Below are 16607 nucleotides of genomic sequence, written 5' to 3'. Positions count from 1 at the left end.
CGTTATCGTCCGAGGGTCGGCGGTTCGCGGCGGCTGGTCGGGCCGGAGTGTTCCGGCCAGTCCGGCAGCTCAGGCGGCGCTGCGGGCCGTCTTTGGGGCGGCAGTAGCCCGTCCGGGAGCGCCCGTTCCAGATGCGTCCGCCGTGCCCGTTGTTCCCGTTCGAGTTGACCGAGCGGTGCGCCGGGCGTCTGGGTCAGGGTGTGGATCATGGTCTGCGCGTTGCCTTGGAGGCGGACATAGGCCGGTGCGGTTTCCTGTCCGAGGTAGCCGGGGCGTGCCTGGGCTTTGGTGAACACGGCGGCATAGTCCTGCAACCAGTCGAACGCCTCACGTACGTCCAGGGGGCGGTGCTGTTCCCGGCGGAGCGCATCTGCTGCCTCAGCAGGCTGTGCCCATTCCCCGGCGTCGGTGCGGGCGTTGTCGAACAGGAGCTGTTCGCGGGAGAACACCTGCATCCGTTGGACGTGCGGGAGTGCTTCGAGCGCGGCCACGACACCCGCCGACCCTGCCAGGGCGGACTCGTGGGCTTGGGGCGGTGTCCAGCGACCCACGGCCGGGTATCCGGCGTCGAGGGAACGCATCTCCGCCGACAATCTGGATACCGCGGCCGGGGTCGCCACGGCGACGACCTCGACCCGATACCCGGCTTCGGCGAACCGGATTGCGGGCTCATCGCAGATGAGGGTGTAGCAGGGGTCTGAATCCTCCAGTGTCCAACAGTGCTCGGGTGATGTAGTTAGTGAGGTTTCGGAAGCCCAGGGCGGTGCCGCGTAGGTGCTCCAGCCGTCCGTTGATCGCCTCAGTGGGCCCGTTGGAAGTGCCGGGCCTCTCGAAATAGGCCAGGATGTCGACTGCCCGGCGGTTCAGGGTCCGGCCCAGCTTCTTCAGCTCGACCAACCTGGCGGGGATCCCGCGCCGCAGCGAGCTGATCACTTCTTCGAGCATCGCCTTGCCGGCAGGCTTGGAGCCGCACCGGTAGGCGGCGACGACCTTCTGATACACGCTCCAGGTGGCCTCGACCTCGACATGCTCATCAGAACCGAAGACTCGATCGAGCTTCTCGCCCTGGTTGAGGGTGAGCAGATCGGCCCCGGTGCGCAGCGTCTTCCGTGCCCCGTAGAGCGGATCTCCCGATCGGCCCCGGTGGCCGGTGGTCTCACGCTGGATGCGTTGCCGGGCCTGGTCCAGGGCGTCGCCGGCCAGTGCGACCACGTGGAAGGGATCCATCACCGCAGCAGCCTCGGGCAGTTCCTCGGCTGCGGCGGTCTTGAACCCGGAGAATCCGTCCATGGCCACCACCTCGACCCCAGCGCGGAATGCTGTGCTGCGGGCGGAGAGCCAGGTGGTGAAGATCTTCTTCGAGTGTCCTTCGACCATGTCCAGCAGCCGTGCTGGACCGGTTCCATCACGGATCGGGGTCAGATCGATGATCACGGTCACGTAGTGGGATCCGCGGCCGGTGTGGCGCCAGCAGTGCTCATCGACCCCGATCACCGCGACCCCATCGAACCGGGCAGGGTCATTGATCAGCAGCTGACGGCCGGCGGCGAGCACCGCCTCGTTGACGGTGTGCCATGAGCAGTCCAGCGCGGCGGCGACGCGTGCGATCGACATCCTGTCGATGACTACAGACTTCAGCGCCCAGAGTACCGCGTGCCGGGAGAGCTTCGCCCGCGGGGCCGCAGCCTCGGTGGTGTCCTGGCGCCAGACTCGGGCACAGTCGCGGCACCGGTACCGGCGCACCCGCACCCACAGGGTGGTCGGCCGCCACCCCAGCGGCAGATGCGCCAGGCGACGGACCACCGTGCCGCATGGCACCCCCTCTCCGCCGCAGGCCCGGCACCACGGATCATCGGCGGTGACGCGACATTGAAGCACTGCTCTCTCGGGTTCGAGGTGCTGGCCGGTGACGGTCAGGCCGAGCGCGTCGACCATGCAGAAGGTGTCGAGATCTGGGGCGGTGAACGTAGGCTGGGGCACGTCGAGGTCTTCCAGGTGGTCAGTGTAGGAGCTTCCATCGTCGGAAGGCCTCGACCTCTATCCAGGCACCGCCACGCCCAGACCATTGGGCCCTGCCTCTACACCCTCATCTGCGAAGAGCCGGATTGCGGTGGCGGTGACCATGCCCGCGTCGCGGAACGTGCCCTCCAACAGCACCGAGTACCGATGCGCGAGCGCGTGGTCCAAGGCCAGGCTGACGAGGCCGCCGGAGACGGGGGCGGTCGCGGTGGGCATCTCGAGCGGTGCGTGATCGGCCAGGCGCGCATAGTCCGGGTGATACTCGCGCAGATCATCGCCGGTGATCTCGACCAGATCATCGGCGGCGTGCTCGCGGAGGATCACCTGTTGTGCCCGTGTCTTGCCCGCTGCCGGTTGTCCGCCGAGGAGCACCAGCACGGGGGCGGCTTGGTCGGGTGCGTGTCCGGTGAAGAGTTCGTCGCGGGCGTCAGCGTTGAAGACCTGGGTGAGCCAGGCTTGGGAGCCGACCGGTTCGGTCACTCGGTGCCGGTGAGGGCGAGCTTTTCCAGCCGCCACACTTCGTCTTGCGCGATGAGCCCGGCCCGATCGTCCGCGTCCAGCGCACGCACTTGCTGCTTGACCAGGCGGCGGCGCGCGGCCCAGTGGTCGCGCTCGGCATCGTCGGCGGCAGTGTTCTTGCGGGTGAGGAGGATCGAGGAGAGCACCGAGGCGGTGTGCCGGGCGATGTCGTAGAGCATCGCGTCGGAGACGTGATCGAAGTCGGCCCGTGCCTGCGGCGGCTGGGTCAGGATGGTGTCACTCATGCGTTCCTCCGTTCCTCTCTACCCATGAGTTTACCGCGGTGGGCTGACCGTGCCCAGGGCGGTGGTGCCGAATCGGCACGCCCGGCCCCGCCTCATTGATCGTCGGGGCGGGCGTCGGCGAACAGGGCGAGGAACTTCTCGCGCGGGATCACGACACGGCGGCCGAGCTTGACCGAGGGGATGGTGCCCTCGTTGATGCTCGTGGTGATCGTGCGGGGATCGACCCCGAGCGCTTCGGCGGCTTCTTTCCGGGTGATGACCAGGCTGCGTCGCCTGCGCAGGTCTTCCATGTCGAGAGTGCTCTGCCGCATCATCACACCATCCGTTCCAGTTACGCGCGCGAGGGGTGCATACCAAGATAGAACGACAGGGCTTGCACTGTCAAGCATAGCGTTGTAGATTTCTTGCATGGAAACAGAACGGGTGCGGGGTAACCCCGCAGGCATCACGAACACGCACGTCGCCACCAACATCCGCACCGCCCGGCAGGCGATCGGCATGGACTTGCGCACCCTCTCAGACGGGATGGCGCAGGCCGGGCGGAAGCTCTCGCCATCGGGGATCAGCAAGCTCGAAGCCGGAGACCGCCGCGTGGACGTGGACGACCTCACCGTCATCGCGTACCTGCTGCGCACCACCCCAGCCGCGCTCCTGACGCCACCGGACGAGCAGACGACACTCACGGGCGTACCCGACGACTACGAGCCGGAAGAGATCGACCGATGGATGCGCGGGGAACTCGTGCTCACCGACGAGGGCCTGTTCAACTATTGGCAGCAGGAATGGGTGATCTGCACCGACCGCATTAACTACCTCGAAACCACGCTCGCGGGCATGACCGCACCGAGACCGGACGAGCCGGAAAAGACGCGAGCACACCCCAAGACGATCGCCGCGTATCAAGAACGCCTCGAAACCGCGCGCGAACGCGCGCGCGTCATCCAGGAACGTGGGGTGCAGATCGACCCCGAAGGGCGTGTGTTCAACGCCGCCGACTACAGCGCGAACTACGCCGACACCCACCAGCCCGGACAAGTCACCGCGAGGAAGACACTCTCATGACCACAAGGAAGCAGCCCGACCAGCCCAGCGGCGGGGGTGAGAAGCAGCAGCGGCGCTCCCGTTCCCGGCAGCCCGGTTCGATCCAGGACTACGACACCGACAAGGGCAAGCGGTGGCGGTTCCAGATCTACGTCCTGAAAGACCCCGAGTACCCCGAGATGGGATCACGACGCCTGACCCGTTCCGGGTTCACCAGCACCGACGAGGCCAACGACGCCTTGCAGGAGGCGTTGAAGCAGCGCAAGCAGAACGAGAAGTTCGGCAACAAAGTACCCACACTCGGCGTCTACGCCGACGAGTGGGCGGCGGGGTTGAAGCTCGCAGCGTCCACGATCAAGGGGTACAAGAAGATCATCCGCAACCACATCAAGCCACAGCTCGGCATGATCCGGCTCGACAAGCTCACCGCCACGAGGATCGCCCGCCACTACCGCGACCTGGAGAAGTCGGGGCGCAAGGACGAGTACGGCAAGGGCAAGCCGCTGTCGGCCAACAGCGTGCATAAGGTGCATGTCGTGCTCGGAGCGATCCTCGACGCCGCGATCGACGACGGGCACCTGACGGTGAACGCGACGAAGAAGAAGCGCACCGTCAAGGCCCCGACCACGAGCGAGGTACGAGCGCAGAAATCCGAGATCATCACCTGGACAAGCGAACAGCTCGCCCGGTTCCTCACCTGGAACGAGGACGAGCTGAAAGACGAGCTGTTCCCGCTGTGGCGACTTATCGCCTACACGGGCATGCGCAGAAGCGAAGCCCTCGCCCTGAAATGGTCAGACATCAATGCGAAGCGGATGACGGTCAGCATCCGCCGCGCGGTCGATACCGACGACTGGACGAAGACCAAGCCCCCGAAAACTGGCAACGCGCGCGTGATCGACGTAGACGAGGACACCCTGAAAGTGCTCGCCTCCTACAAGGTCGCCCGCGCGGAACTCTCGTTCACGCTCGCTAAGGCCGACGCCTACGTGTTCGGCGACGATGACGGAAAGCTGCGCTCACCCGACGCGATGACGAGCCGCTGGGATCGCCGCATGAACTGGCTCACCAAGAAGTACGACTCCATGCACCGAGTCACGATCAAGGGGCTGCGTCACACCCACGCGACCCTGCTGCTCGAACTCGGCGAGCACCCCAAGGTCGTCCAGGAGCGTTTGGGTCACTCGACGATCACGACGACGATGAACATCTACTCCCACGTCACCCCGACCATGCAACGGTCGGCTGTGACCCGCTTCGCCGCCCATCTGGGCAAGGCTTAGCACTTTTTCTAGCACTTCTGACGAGAACGACCCCCAACCCGAGAGATAAAATCCCAGGTCAGGGGCCATTTTCCATTCGTGCGCGAGGGGGGACTTGAACCCCCACGCCCGTGAAGGCACTGGCACCTGAAGCCAGCGCGTCTACCAATTCCGCCACTCGCGCGAGCTGCCATCCAGGAAGCTTCTCGGCCCGTTATCCCACCGTCACCGGCGGGCCTCGTTCCGTTCACTCCTTCGAACAGCGATATCCATCCTAACCACAAGCGTGGCCCATCGCCTAATCGAGATGATGTGACGCCTGACACGCCGTCGACCCACCTGTCAGCGGGCCTGCCGAGACCTCCTCAGCAGCTGAGGACGAAGGGGCCTCATCGCGCTGACCAGGGCGTCAGCCCTCCCCCACGACCCCCACGACGACGTCCGCGGACTCCAGGATCTCGGCCGGGATCTCCAGCCCCATCGACTCAGCAGCCTCCGGATTGACGTGGAGCTCGTGGTCCTCTGCGGTCTCCACCGGCATCACAGCCGGGTCCTCGCCGTCGAGCAGGATGCGCAGCGCCATCTGGCCGGACTGCCGTCCGATCGCGTGGTGATCGACCCCATAGGTGGCCACCGCTCCCCGCTCCACCGAATCGGCGTCGGCGGAGAACAGCGGGATCTGCCGCTGCTGGCTGAACTGGACCACCGACTCCAGGGCGGAGACCACCACGTTGTCCGTGGGGATCCACAGCGCGTCGACCCCGTCGAGCGACTCGACACCCTGCTGGACCTCCGCCGAATTCGTCACCGTGGCCGTCCGGAGGTCGAGCCCCAGCTCCTCTGCGGCCTCCTCGGCCAGGTCGACCTGCACCTGCGAATTCGTCTCGCCCGAGGCGTAGAGGATTCCCACGGTCTCCACCGATGGGTCGACCCGGGTGATCAGCTCGAGCTGATCATCCACGGGGTTCAGGTCAGAGGTCCCTGTCATGTGTCCCCCAGGCTCCTCCCAGGAGTCGACCAGACCCGCCGCCTCGGGATCCGTGATCACCATGAACAGGACCGGGGTGTCGCCGCCCTGAGTGGCTGTCGCCACCTGCTGCGACTGCGAGGTGGCGATGGTGGCGATGAGGTCATGGCCCCCGCCCGCCAGCTGCGCGGCGATCGTCGCCTCGGTGGATGCGTCCCCCTGAGCATTCTGCTCCTCCCAGTCCACCTCCACTCCGGCCTCCTCGAACGCCTCCTTGAAGCCCTCGCGTGTGGCGTCCAGGGAGGGATGCGCGACCGGCTGGGCGATACCGATCGAGAAGCTCTCCTCCGCCGAGCCGTCTGCGTCACCGGCGCCTCCTGCGTCACCGGCGTTGGTCGCCCCGCAGGCGCCCATCAGCAGGGCGAGCACAGTCAGGCCCGTCGATCCCGCCGCCCGAGGGCCCGTCGATCCGCCGACCCTGCCGTTCCTGCGTGCTCGGTTTCTGCGCCCGGTTCCGCGCATCCTGGTCCTCCTCTGCTCCGACGGAGGTCGATCGTCCAAAGTCTGGAACGAGCCTGCGCTCCCTGACCCTCACGAGACCGACCCAGTGATCAGCACATATGCTCCCACGGATGGCAGGATCGCCGACCTGTGCAGGCGCCGACCGCTGACGGTCCGGGTCGATCAGACTCGATAGACTCGAGTCGTCATGCCTGAATCCACGCGCACCTCCTCACGACGCCCCTCGCGATCCTCCGCACGGGGCAGGGGCCCCCGTCCCGCCGTCGAGCGCCGACAGTTCTCGGTCGAGGAGCTCAACTATCCCGCCGCCCTGCCCGTCACCGGGGAACGGGAGACGCTTCTGGAGGCGTTGCGAGAACATCAGGTGATCGTCGTCGCCGGTGAGACCGGATCCGGGAAGACCACCCAGCTGCCCAAGATGTGCCTGGAGCTGGGGCTGCAGCACCGCGGAGTCATCGGGCACACCCAGCCCCGCCGACTCGCGGCTCGCACCGTGGCGGAACGGCTCGCTGACGAGCTGGACACCAGCATCGGCGCCGACATCGGCTACCAGGTGCGCTTCACCTCAGAGGTCTCCGAGACCAGCGCGGTGAAGCTCATGACGGACGGCATCCTGCTCGCCGAGCTGCGTCGCGACCCGCTGCTGCGCCGCTACTCTGCGCTCATCATCGACGAGGCCCACGAGCGCAGCCTCACCATCGACGTCATCCTCGGCTACCTGAAGTCCATCCTGCCGAAGCGGCCGGACCTGAAGGTGATCATCACCTCCGCGACGATCGACCCGGAACGGTTCGCCACGCACTTCAGCTCGGATCCGGAGCATCCGACAGTCCCCATCATCGAGGTCTCCGGACGCACCTATCCGGTGGAGGTCCGATACCGGCCCCTGCGCGACGCCGAGGACCCGGAGTCCGAGGACGAGTTCGACGATGCGTCCGCCGGAGCAGGCTCCTCCGAGGAACGCGACATGATCGACGCCGTCGGGGACGCCGTGCAGGAGCTCGCCGAGGAGCCGGACGGCGACATCCTGATCTTCTTCCCCGGCGAACGGGAGATCCGCGACGCCGCCGACGCGCTGGCCGACGTCGTCCGCCGCGACCGTCGCCTGGCGGGCGCCGAGATCCTCCCGCTGTTCGGCAGGCTCTCCCTGGCAGAGCAGAAACGCGTGTTCACCCCCGGAGGCCGACGACGCATCGTCCTGGCCACCAACGTCGCCGAGACCTCGCTCACGGTGCCGGGCATCAAGTACGTCGTCGACACGGGCACGGCGCGGATCTCCCGGTACTCCACGCGCACCAAGGTGCAGCGTCTGCCCATTGAAGCCATCTCGCAGGCCAGCGCGAACCAGCGCGCAGGACGCTGCGGCCGCACCAGCGACGGCATCTGCATCCGCCTCTATTCGCAGCACGACTTCGAATCCCGCCCGGAGTTCACCGACCCCGAGATCCTGCGCACCTCGCTCGCATCGGTGCTGCTGCAGATGTCCGCCATGGGGATCACGCGCACCCCGGACGAGCTGCTGGACTTCCCGTTCGTCGAGCAGCCCGACGCGAAGGCCGTCAACGACGCCGTCCGCCTCCTGACCGAGCTGGGAGCACTCCACGCCGCCGGCACGGGCGGGTCCTCGCGAGGGCCGCGCCGCGGCACGATCACCGACGTCGGACGCGCCCTGGCCCAGCTGCCGGTGGACCCTCGGCTCGGACGCATGATGGTCGAGGCGGGGCGCCACGGCTGCCTCGAGGAGGTCACTGTGCTCGTGGCCGCCCTGTCGATCCAGGACCCTCGCGAACGGCCCGCGGAGACCCGCCAGCAGGCCGACGAGATGCATCGCCGCTTCGCGGACGACACCTCGGACTTCTCCGCCCTGCTGAACCTGTGGCGGCACCTCCTCGAGCAGCAGCAGGAGCTCTCCGGCAATCAGTTCCGGAAGATGTGCCGCCGCGAGCACCTCAACTACCTGCGCGTGCGCGAATGGCAGGACCTGGTGGTCCAGCTCGCCGATCTCGCCCGACAGGCCGACCTGGGCCCGATCGCCCGACCCCGTCGACGCAGCCAGATGCCCGTGGATCCCGCCGCCCGACACGACATCGTCCACCGCAGCCTGCTGTCCGGTCTGCTGAGCCACATCGGACTGTACAACCCGCGCACCCGTGACTACCAGGGCGCCCGGGGCACCCGCTTCGCCGTCTTCCCCGGGTCGGGACTGTTCAAGAAGAACCACGACTGGGTGATGGCCGCCGAACTGGTGGAGACCTCCCGGCTGTGGGCACGCACGGTCGCACGCATCGATCCTGCCTGGATCGAGCAGCAGGCTCCGCACCTGGTCACGCGCAGCCATTCAGAGCCGCGCTGGTCGGCGAGGAAGGGCGCCGCCGTCGCCACCGAGAAGGTCACGCTGTTCGGGGTGCCCGTGGTCGCGGACCGGCAGGTGCTCTACGGCCGCATCGACCGGGAGCTCAGCCGCGAGCTCTTCATCCGGCATGCGCTCATCGAGGGCGACTGGACCACCCGCCACCACTTCGACCGGCGGAATCGTCAGCGGTTCCAGGAGATCGAGGAGCTGGAGAACCGCACCCGGCGGCGCGATCTCAGAGCCTCCGACGACGAGCTCTTCGCCTTCTTCGACGAACGCCTGCCGCAGGACGTGGTCTCGCAGAGGCACTTCGACTCCTGGTGGAAGACCCAGCGCCACGAGACGCCCGAGCTCCTCGACCTCCCCCAGGACCGGCTCCTGGCCGAGACCGCGGAGCAGGTCGACGTCGACGAGTTCCCGGAGCACCTGGAGCTCGACGGCCTTGACCTCGAGCTGCGCTACGAGTTCAACCCCGCCACCTTCACCGACGACGCACGCGGCACCACGGCCGACGGCATCACCGTGAAGGTGCCGGTCCTCTTCCTCAACCAGCTGCGGCCCGAGCAGTTCGACTGGCTGATCCCGGGCCTCCGGACGGAGCTGATCACCCAGCTGATCCGCTCCATGCCCAAACAGCTGCGGAAGAACTTCGTACCCGCACCCGACGTCGCCGCCCAGGCCCGGCAGCGGCTCGAGGAGGAGTTCAGCGCCGGCGAGGATCCGCTGGCGCCGTCGCTGGCCGCAGTGCTCCAGCGCCTCCGCGGGGTCCGGGTCGAGGCCTCGGACCTCGGGCTCGACCAGCTTCCCGCCCATCTTCGCTTCACCTACGCCGTGGTCAGCGAGCGCGGCCGAGTGCTGGACACCTCGCAGGACCTGGGAGAGCTGCAGCTGCGCTTCGCCGAGCAGAACCGCGAGGCCATCGCTCGTTCACTGGCAGCAGGTGACGCCACGGCGTCGACGGCGGCAGAGGCTCAAGCTCCCCACCCGTCCGACGGCTCCCCCGCTGGACACGGAGGCCACAGAGGCCACGGGCCGAAGAACACGCCCTCGGGAGGCCCTCGACCCCGTGGGCGGGCCGACACGAGGCAGTCTGCCTCCCCGGTGCCCACGCAGCGCGAGCAGACCACCTGGACCTTCGGCGACCTCCCGCGTGAGATCACCCGACAGGTGGCAGGGCGCGAGGTCACCGGCTATCCCGCCCTGACCGCTGAGGAGCCCGGTCGCCGGGGGGTCCGCTGCACGATTCAGGACTCTGCCGCCGATCAGCTGCGCATCCACCGACACGGCGTGGTCGCCCTGCTGCAGGAGGTGCTGCCCTCTCCCCAGCGCTACGTCGTCGAGCACCTGAGCAATCGGGAACGGCTGGCCTTCGGCCGCTCGCCCCACGGGACCGTGGAGTCCCTGGTGGCCGACTGCACGACGGCGGCCCTGGACCATCTGGTCCCCGAGGAGCTGCCGTTCACCGCAGAGGCCTTCGACCGGATCTCTCGTCATGCCCGGGCCGAGCTGATCGAGACGGTGCTGGAGCTCACCGACGTCATCGCCCAGGTGCTCGGTGCCGCCGCCGAGCTGCAGGCCCGCCTGGACGCAGCGACCTCTCCGGCCCTGAAGCCCGCTGTGAGCGACATGCAGGCACAGGTGGAGGTGCTGGTGCACCCCGGATTCGTCACCGGCACCGGGGCCGCCCAGCTGCGGCACCTGCCCCGCTACCTGCGTGCCATGGCACTGCGCTTGGATCGGCTCGAAGCCGGTCAGGCGATCACCCGGGACGCCCAGGACATGGCCACGGTCCAGCAGCTGGAGGACGAATACGACGCCGCCGTGGAGGCCGTGCCCTCGCAGCTTCCGGTGCCCGCCGACCTGGCCGCGGTGAAGTGGATGCTGGAAGAGCTGCGTGTGAACCTCTTCGCCCAGCAGCTGGGCACGGCCCAGACCGTCTCCGCCAAACGCATCCGCCGGGCCATCGCTCGGGGGGCGCGCTGAGGAATGCCGCCCTGCGCGGCATTCCTCAGCGCGACGGCGGTGCTCAGCGGTCGGCAGTGGCCCGCTTCTTGTTCCAGACGTCGAAGGCCACCGCGAGCACCAGCACCACACCACGCACCACGTTCTGCGTGGACTGGTCGATGCCCATGATCTGCATGCCGTTGGACATCACCGCCATGATCAGACCACCGATGATGGCGCCCTGCACCTTGCCGACGCCTCCTGTGACGGCGGCGCCGCCGATGAAGGCTGCAGCGATCGCGTCGAGCTCGAACATGAAGCCGGCACCGGGTTGGGCGCTGTTGGAGCGAGCGGAGTAGACGATCCCGGCCACCGCAGCCAGCAGGCCCATGTTGATGAACAGCAGGAAGTTCACCCGGCGGGTCTTCACACCGGAGAGCTTGGCGGCCTGCAGGTTGCCGCCCATCGCATAGATGTGCCGGCCGAAGACGGTGCGCTGGGTGACGAACCCGTAGAGCAGCACCAGCGCGGCGAGCAGGATCAGCACGACCGGCGTCCCCCGGGCGTTCGCAAGGCGCCAGGCGAAGGCCATGATGATGGCCGCCACCAGCAGCACCCGCACAGCGAAGAGCCACAGGGCCTCCACGGGCTGCCGGTACTCCAGCTTGCGCATCCGATTCCGCCACTGGGACCAGGCGAAGCCCACCGCCGCCAGAGCACCGATGACCAGGGTGAAGACGTCATAGCCGGGGCCGCCAAGCAGCCCGTTGAGGAACCCGCCGGCGATGTACTGATACTCCGAGGGGAACGGGGACAGCGAGACGTTGTCCAGCGTCTGCATGGTCAGGCCGCGGAAGATCAGCATGCCGGCCAGCGTGACGATGAACGCCGGAATCCCGACCACCGCCACCCAGAAGCCCTGCCAGACGCCCACGAGCGCCCCGGTGATCAGGGCGGCGAGGACGCCCACCCACCAGGGCATGCCTTCTCGGATCACGACCACCGCCGAGACCGCGCCGGTGAACGCGACCACCGACCCTACGGAGAGGTCGATGTGGCCGGCGACGATGATCATCACCATGCCGATCGCCAGGATCAGGATGTAGGAGTACTGCAGCACCAGGTTGGTCAGATTGCCTGGGCTCAGCAGAGTGCCTCCGGTGAGGACCGTGAACAGCAGCACGATGAACACGAAGGCGATGTAGATGCCGCTCTGGCGCATGTTGCGGGTCAGCAGCTCCCGCAGGTTCGACGTGCCCGTCATCGGTCGGTCTCCTTGGTCATGAGTTCCATCAGCCCCTCCTGGGTGGCCTCCGCGGCATCCACCTCGCCGGTGATGCGTCCCACGGAGAGCGTGTAGATGCGGTCGCAGAGTCCGAGGACCTCGGGCAGCTCGGAGGAGATCACCAGGATCGCCTTGCCTGCCGCGGCGAGCTCGTTGATGATCGAGTAGATCTCGAACTTCGCGCCGACGTCGATGCCTCGGGTGGGCTCATCGAGGATGAGCAGCTCCGGCTCGGTGTAGAGCCATTTGCTGAGCACCACCTTCTGCTGATTGCCCCCGGAGAGCTTCTCCACGACGGAGAGCACGGAGGGGGACTTGATGTTCAACGAGCTGCGATACCGCTCGGCGACGGCGATCTCCTCGTTGGCGTTCACCCAGCCGGCCGGAGCCAGCTTCTTCAGGCCCGCGGCGGTGACATTGCGCCGGACGTCCTCGATCAGGTTGAGACCATACTGTTTGCGGTCCTCGCTGACGTAGGCGATGCCGTGCTCGATCGCGTCGGAGACGTCACGGATCTGCACCGGCTTCCCGTGCATGGACACGGTGCCGGTGATCTCCCGGCCCCAGGACCGTCCGAAGACGCTCATCGCGAGCTCCGTCCGCCCGGCTCCCATCAGCCCGGCGATGCCCACGACCTCTCCGGCCCGGACATAGAGGGACGCGCCGTCGACGACGACGCGATCCGGCTGGGTGGGGTGGGTGACGTGCCAGTCCTCGATCCGGAAGATCTCCTCGCCGATCTCCACCTCCCGCTCCGGGTACATGTGTTCCATGTCCCGGCCGACCATGCCGCGGATGATCCGCGCGGTGGTCTGCTCAGGAGTGGAGCCGTCGTGCATGTCGAGGGTCTCGATGGTGCTGCCGTCCCGGATCACCGTGGTGGAGTCCGCGACGGCGGCGATCTCGCCGAGCTTGTGAGAGATGATGATGCAGGTGACCCCTTCCTCGCGGAGGTCCCGGATGAGCCCCAGCAGGTGCTCGGAGTCGTCATCGTTCAGCGCGGCGGTCGGCTCGTCGAGGATCAGCAGTCGCACGTTCTTCGACAACGCCTTGGCGATCTCGATGAGCTGCTGCTTGCCGACCCCGAGGGTTCCCACCGGTGTCACCGGGTTCTCCCTGAGGCCGACCCGCTCCATGAGCTCCACAGCCTTCACGTTGGTCTCGTGCCAGTTGATCACCCCGGCGGTGGACTGCTCATTGCCGAGGAAGATGTTCTCCGCCACCGAGAGATGCGGCACGAGGGCCAGCTCCTGGTGGATGATCACGATGCCCCGAGCCTCAGAATCATTGATCCCGCTGAAGGAGACCGGCTCCCCCTCCAGGAGGATCTCGCCGTCATAGCTCCCCGCCGGGTACACCCCGGAGAGCACCTTCATGAGGGTGGACTTCCCAGCGCCGTTCTCCCCGCAGATGGCGTGGATCTCCCCGCGCTGGACGGTCAGCGACACATCCGAGAGCGCCACGACTCCGGGGAATCGCTTCGTGATCGAGCGCATCTGGAGGATGGGATCCTCCACATGGGTCCGTACTGTCATTGGTCTCCCTCTCTGCCCCATCGGAATCGTCCCCGGCAGGTCCGTCCGGGGCCGCAGCCCCGGACGGTGCCCTGCGACGACGACGTCCCGACCAGGACCCAGACTCCTGGCCGGGACCTCACCGGATCAGAGCTGGCCGGACTCGACCTGCTCCTCGGTGTAGTAGCCGGAGTCCACCAGGATCTCCTCGTAGTTGTCCTGGAGCACCATCTCGACGTCGAGGAGGTACGAGGGCACGACGATCTCGCCGTTGTCGTAGGTCTCGGTGTCGTTGGGCTCCGGCTCCTCCCCCTGGAGGTAGGCCTCGGCGGCTCGGACGGCCTCCTCGGCCAGCAGGCGGGTGTCCTTGAAGATCGTGGAGTGCTGGATGCCCTGTTCGATCAGGGAGATCGAGGCGATCTCGGCGTCCTGGCCCGTCACGATGGGCATGCCCTCCTCGATGGTGGGACCCTGGCCGTCATTGCGCAGCGCCGTGATGATCCCCCGGGAGAGCGGGTCGGCCGGGGTGAGCACGCCGTCCAGCTCGGTGTCTCCGCTGTAGTGGGTGGTCAGCAGGTTCTCCATGCGCTCCTGGGCCGTCTCCTGCTCCCACCGCTGCGTGGCGGCCTGCTGGATCGTGTCCTGACCGGAGGGGATCTCCAGCGTGCCGTCCTCCAGATAGGGCTCGAGCGTGTCGATCGCGCCCTGCCAGAAGTGGTGGGAGTTGCTGTCGTCCAGCGAGCCGGCGAACAGCTCGATGTTCAACGGGCCCTCGGGCGCATCATCGGCCTCGTCGAAGTTCTCATCCAGGATGCCGAGCCCGTAGAGAAGGGACCGGGCCTGGTTGACGCCGACCTCGTAGTTGTCGAACGTGACGTAGAAGTCCACGTCCTCGGAGTTGGTCAGCAGCCGGTCATAGGCGATCACGGGGATTCCTGCCGCCGCGGCGGCGTCGAGCTGACTGGTCAGTGCGGAGCCGTCGATCGAGGCGACGATCAGGGCGTCGACCTCCTGGGTGATCATCTGATCGATCTGCTGGGACTGCGTGGGGATGTCGTCGTCGGCGTACTGGAGGTCGACGGTGTAGCCGAGGTCCTCCAGCCCCTCTTCGATGTTGCCCCCGTCCTGCAGCCACCGCTCATAGGTCTGGGTGGGCATCGCCACACCCACCGTCATGTCCTCCGGTGCGGCGTCGGCATCTCCCCCGCCTCCGCCGCCTCCGGCGCCCTCGCCCTCACAGGCGGTGAGCAGCAGGGCGAGTGCAGCTCCCGCCCCCAGGATGGTCGTCGCAGTGGAACGCATGTCTCCTCCATTCGTGGCCCTGATGGGAGCCGGTGTGAGTGTCGGACCTGGATCGTCCTAGGTGTTGTCTATCACAGTCCCTGAGCCAGCCGGTGGTATGCCGCGTTCCACCGCAGCTCCTGCGCGAATCCGCGGGTGGTCACGCTCTCATCGATGACGGCCAGCTCCATCTGCGCGATCTCCGCCAGGTCCTCGAAGGCCTCCAGACCCAGAGCCGTGGAGAGCACCGTATGGTGGGCCGCACCGGCGGTGAGCCAGCACTCCGCCGAGGTGGCGAAGTCCGGGCGGGGCTCCCAGACCGCGCGCGCCACCGGCAGGTTCGGCAGCTCCTCGTCCGGCTCGACGACGTCCACCACGTTGGCGGTGAGCCGGAATCGTTCGCGCAGATCCGCCATGGCCACCACCACGCCCTGTCCAGGGTCGGTGTCGAAGACCATCCGCACCGGATCCTCGCGGTCACCGATGCCCAGCGGATGGACCTCCACCCGAGGTGTCGCGGAGGTCAGGCTCGGGCAGATCTCCAGCATGTGGGCCCCGAGGATCTTCTCCTTCCCCGGCGTCATCTCATAGGTGTAGTCCTCCATGAGGGAGGCTCCTCCGGGCAGGCCGTGGCCCATGACCTTGGCGGCGCGCACCAGCAGCGCGGTCTTCCAGTCGCCTTCGGCGCCGAATCCGTAGCCGGAGGCCATCAGCCGCTGGACGGCCAGGCCCGGCAGCTGTCGCAGACCCCCGAGGTCCTCGAAGTTCGTGGTGAAGGCGCCGAAGCCGCCTTCCTCGAGGAAGGAGCGCATGCCGATCTCCTGTCGCGCGGCGTAGGCCAGCGACTCGCGGCGCTCACCGGAGGCACGGAGCTCCGCAGCGACGTCGTAGCGCTCGTCGTACTCCGCCAGCAGCGCGTCCACCTCAGCCGGGGAGACCGACTCCACCCTCTCGACGAGGTCGTTGACGGCCCAGGTGTTCACCGAGACGCCCAGCCTGATCTCGGCCTCCGTCTTGTCCCCCTCAGTCACGGCGACGTTGCGCATGTTGTCCCCGAAGCGGGCCAGTCGCAGATTCCGCAGGGCGTCCCATCCGGCGGCGGCGCGTGCCCAGGTGCCGATGCGCCGGGCCACGCGGGTGTCCGAGGCGTGGCCGACCACCGTCTTGCGCGCCGTGCCCATGCGGCTGGCGATGTAGGCGAACTCGCGGTCCCCGTGGGCCGCCTGGTTGAGGTTCATGAAGTCCATGTCGATCTCGGACCAGGGCAGCGCGGCGTCGGCCTGCGTGTGGAGGTGCAGCAGCGGCACGTCCAGAGCGTCGAGGCCCTGGATCCACATCTTCGCGGGCGAGAAGGTGTGCATCCAGACGATCACCCCCAGACAGTCCGGGTCAGAGTTCGCCTCCAGTGCCGCCCGGCGGATGGCGTCGCGCTCCTTGAGGACCGGCTTCCACTCGATGGTGACGGGGATGTCGTCGGCGGCGTCGAGGGTGGAGGCCACGCGCTGGGACTGCTCAGCGACCTGGCGCAGCGTCTCGTCCCCATAGAGGTCCTGGGATCCGGTGAGGAACCAGATCGTCTTGCCGATGAAGGGTGAGGTCATGGGTGGGGTTCTCCTGATGGTGTGAAGGCGTGGTCAGGCGGCGGGTACGGGTCC

Annotated in this window: 13 protein-coding genes and 1 tRNA gene; 3 read left to right on the top strand and 11 right to left on the bottom strand. The window is 67.5% G+C overall.

Annotation, left to right across the window (positions count from 1 at the left end):
• Nucleotides 1–2: 2 nt before the first annotated feature.
• The 5 genes from Q7C18_RS01955 to Q7C18_RS01935 all read right to left on the bottom strand — a co-directional run bounded on the left by Q7C18_RS01955 (nt 3) and on the right by Q7C18_RS01935 (nt 3097).
• Entirely contained in the window at nt 3–662 is a 660-nt protein-coding gene (locus Q7C18_RS01955) for a zeta toxin family protein (RefSeq protein WP_311024427.1), read from the bottom strand.
• Between the two features lie 7 nt (nt 663–669).
• On the bottom strand, nt 670–1980 hold the full coding sequence (locus tag Q7C18_RS01950) for an ISL3 family transposase (protein WP_311023881.1): 1311 nt from the start codon (nt 1978–1980) through the stop codon (nt 670–672).
• Between the two features lie 57 nt (nt 1981–2037).
• Entirely contained in the window at nt 2038–2499 is a 462-nt protein-coding gene (locus Q7C18_RS01945) for a zeta toxin family protein (protein WP_311023879.1), read from the bottom strand.
• Nucleotides 2496–2783 (bottom strand): hypothetical protein, encoded by a 288-nt coding sequence (locus Q7C18_RS01940; protein WP_311023878.1) that lies wholly within the window; start codon nt 2781–2783, stop codon nt 2496–2498. The genes Q7C18_RS01945 and Q7C18_RS01940 overlap by 4 nt, the downstream gene beginning before the upstream one ends.
• Before the next feature lie 92 nt (nt 2784–2875).
• Entirely contained in the window at nt 2876–3097 is a 222-nt protein-coding gene (locus Q7C18_RS01935; protein ID WP_311023877.1) for a helix-turn-helix domain-containing protein, read from the bottom strand.
• 94 nt (nt 3098–3191) lie between these two features.
• Here Q7C18_RS01935 and Q7C18_RS01930 point away from each other — a divergent pair, with 94 nt between their 5' ends.
• Both Q7C18_RS01930 and Q7C18_RS01925 read left to right on the top strand, forming a co-directional pair.
• The gene (locus Q7C18_RS01930) at nt 3192–3845 is read left to right on the top strand and encodes a helix-turn-helix transcriptional regulator (RefSeq protein ID WP_311023875.1); all 654 of its coding nucleotides are present in this window, start codon (nt 3192–3194) and stop codon (nt 3843–3845) included.
• Complete coding sequence (locus Q7C18_RS01925; RefSeq protein WP_311023873.1) at nt 3842–5107, top strand: tyrosine-type recombinase/integrase; 1266 nt, start codon at nt 3842–3844, stop codon at nt 5105–5107. Before Q7C18_RS01930 ends, Q7C18_RS01925 begins: the two co-directional genes overlap by 4 nt.
• Nucleotides 5108–5186: 79 nt before the next feature.
• On the opposite strand, the gene Q7C18_RS01920 is transcribed toward Q7C18_RS01925, so the two are convergent.
• Nucleotides 5187–5270, bottom strand: a tRNA-Leu gene (locus Q7C18_RS01920).
• Nucleotides 5271–5495: 225 nt separating this feature from the next.
• Complete coding sequence (locus Q7C18_RS01915; RefSeq protein WP_311023872.1) at nt 5496–6482, bottom strand: ABC transporter substrate-binding protein; 987 nt, start codon at nt 6480–6482, stop codon at nt 5496–5498.
• Between the two features lie 280 nt (nt 6483–6762).
• On the opposite strand from Q7C18_RS01915, the gene hrpA reads away from it, so the two are divergent.
• Entirely contained in the window at nt 6763–10911 is a 4149-nt protein-coding gene (hrpA, locus tag Q7C18_RS01910; RefSeq protein ID WP_311023870.1) for an ATP-dependent RNA helicase HrpA, read from the top strand.
• A 43-nt stretch (nt 10912–10954) separates the two neighbouring features.
• Here hrpA and mmsB read toward each other — a convergent pair whose 3' ends face one another.
• The 4 genes from mmsB to araA all read right to left on the bottom strand — a co-directional run bounded on the left by mmsB (nt 10955) and on the right by araA (nt 16553).
• Nucleotides 10955–12136 carry a multiple monosaccharide ABC transporter permease gene (gene mmsB, locus Q7C18_RS01905; protein ID WP_311023869.1) on the bottom strand — a complete coding sequence of 394 codons (1182 nt, stop codon included), beginning with the start codon at nt 12134–12136 and terminating at the stop codon, nt 10955–10957.
• A complete protein-coding gene (gene mmsA / locus Q7C18_RS01900; RefSeq protein ID WP_070161722.1) occupies nt 12133–13692 on the bottom strand; it encodes a multiple monosaccharide ABC transporter ATP-binding protein in 1560 nt (519 codons plus the stop codon). The genes mmsB and mmsA overlap by 4 nt, the downstream gene beginning before the upstream one ends.
• 126 nt (nt 13693–13818) lie before the next feature.
• Nucleotides 13819–14973: a multiple monosaccharide ABC transporter substrate-binding protein gene (gene chvE, locus Q7C18_RS01895; protein ID WP_311023866.1), complete on the bottom strand. Its 1155-nt coding sequence runs from the start codon at nt 14971–14973 to the stop codon at nt 13819–13821.
• 71 nt (nt 14974–15044) lie between these two features.
• Nucleotides 15045–16553 (bottom strand): L-arabinose isomerase, encoded by a 1509-nt coding sequence (gene araA, locus Q7C18_RS01890; protein WP_311023865.1) that lies wholly within the window; start codon nt 16551–16553, stop codon nt 15045–15047.
• Nucleotides 16554–16607: the final 54 nt, after the last annotated feature.

Source organism: Nesterenkonia sp. CL21 (genome assembly GCF_031705515.1).
In the GTDB taxonomy this organism is placed as follows: Bacteria; Actinomycetota; Actinomycetes; order Actinomycetales; family Micrococcaceae; genus Nesterenkonia; species Nesterenkonia aethiopica.
The sequence above is the reverse complement of the archived record's forward strand: the minus strand, read 5'-3'. Positions and strand labels throughout refer to the sequence as shown.

Bases quoted from the DNA above. Each gene is read 5' to 3' on its own strand.
- Q7C18_RS01925 (WP_311023873.1), top strand. From the start codon at position 3,842: ATGACCACAAGGAAGCAGCCCGACCAGCCCAGCGGCGGGGGTGAGAAG.
- mmsA (WP_070161722.1), bottom strand. From the start codon at position 13,692: ATGACAGTACGGACCCATGTGGAGGATCCCATCCTCCAGATGCGCTCG.
- Q7C18_RS01930 (WP_311023875.1), top strand. From the start codon at position 3,192: ATGGAAACAGAACGGGTGCGGGGTAACCCCGCAGGCATCACGAACACG.
- Q7C18_RS01935 (WP_311023877.1), bottom strand. From the start codon at position 3,097: ATGATGCGGCAGAGCACTCTCGACATGGAAGACCTGCGCAGGCGACGC.
- hrpA (WP_311023870.1), top strand. From the start codon at position 6,763: ATGCCTGAATCCACGCGCACCTCCTCACGACGCCCCTCGCGATCCTCC.
- Q7C18_RS01940 (WP_311023878.1), bottom strand. From the start codon at position 2,783: ATGAGTGACACCATCCTGACCCAGCCGCCGCAGGCACGGGCCGACTTC.
- chvE (WP_311023866.1), bottom strand. From the start codon at position 14,973: ATGCGTTCCACTGCGACGACCATCCTGGGGGCGGGAGCTGCACTCGCC.
- mmsB (WP_311023869.1), bottom strand. From the start codon at position 12,136: ATGACGGGCACGTCGAACCTGCGGGAGCTGCTGACCCGCAACATGCGC.
- araA (WP_311023865.1), bottom strand. From the start codon at position 16,553: ATGACCTCACCCTTCATCGGCAAGACGATCTGGTTCCTCACCGGATCC.